This is a genomic window from Neoluteolibacter marinus (genome assembly GCF_014904755.1).
GTDB lineage: Bacteria > Verrucomicrobiota > Verrucomicrobiia > Verrucomicrobiales > Akkermansiaceae > Haloferula > Haloferula marina.
This window is the reverse complement of sequence record NZ_JACZFQ010000287.1, coordinates 1-598: the sequence shown is the minus strand read 5'-3', so window position 1 is coordinate 598 and position 598 is coordinate 1. Positions and strand designations below refer to the sequence as shown.

The window sequence follows — 598 nt, the reverse complement described above, 5'->3', positions numbered from 1 at the left end:
AGCCCAGACCCGCCACGATGCGCGGGGTGACGAAGGCGGAGACCGCGGTGCCGACCATGCCCGCGCCGAACACGCCGGTCGCGAAGCCCTTGCGGTGGGCCTCGTACCAGGCCGAGCAGAACGGGATGCCGATCGCGAAGACCGTGCCGGCGATGCCCAGGAAGAACGAGACGAAGACGAGCAGCCCGAAGCTGTTCAGCTGCCCCACGATCGCGGTGAGCAGCACGAGCGGAGCGGTCACGCCCAGGATCGCGGTGAACATGACGCGCCCGCCGTAGCGGTCGGTCAGCGCCCCCACCGGGACGCGGGCCACGGAGCCGACCAGGATCGGCATGGCCACGAGGATCGAGGTCTGCCCCGCGGTGAGGTCCATGGCCTGCGAGTAGCGCGAGGACAGCGGGCCGATGATGGTCCAGGCCCAGAAGCCCATCACGGAGGCCAGGGTCGCGATGATCAGGTTCCGGGTCTGGCCGACCTTCAGCTCGGCGTCGACGGACGGTCGGGTGCCCTCAGCGGACATGGGTGATCTCCTGGTGGTCGGCGCCGCGCTCGAGGCGGCGCGAGGGTGTGCAGTGGGGCCGTGGGAGGGGCGCGTCAG

1 protein-coding gene is annotated in these 598 nt (G+C 71.1%); it reads right to left on the bottom strand.

Annotated elements, in window-relative coordinates; all coding sequences use genetic code 11:
* Positions 1 to 520: MFS transporter (locus IG178_RS24885; RefSeq protein ID WP_193215257.1), on the bottom strand; the 520-nt coding region annotated here is incomplete at its 3' end.
* Positions 521 to 598: the final 78 nt, after the last annotated feature.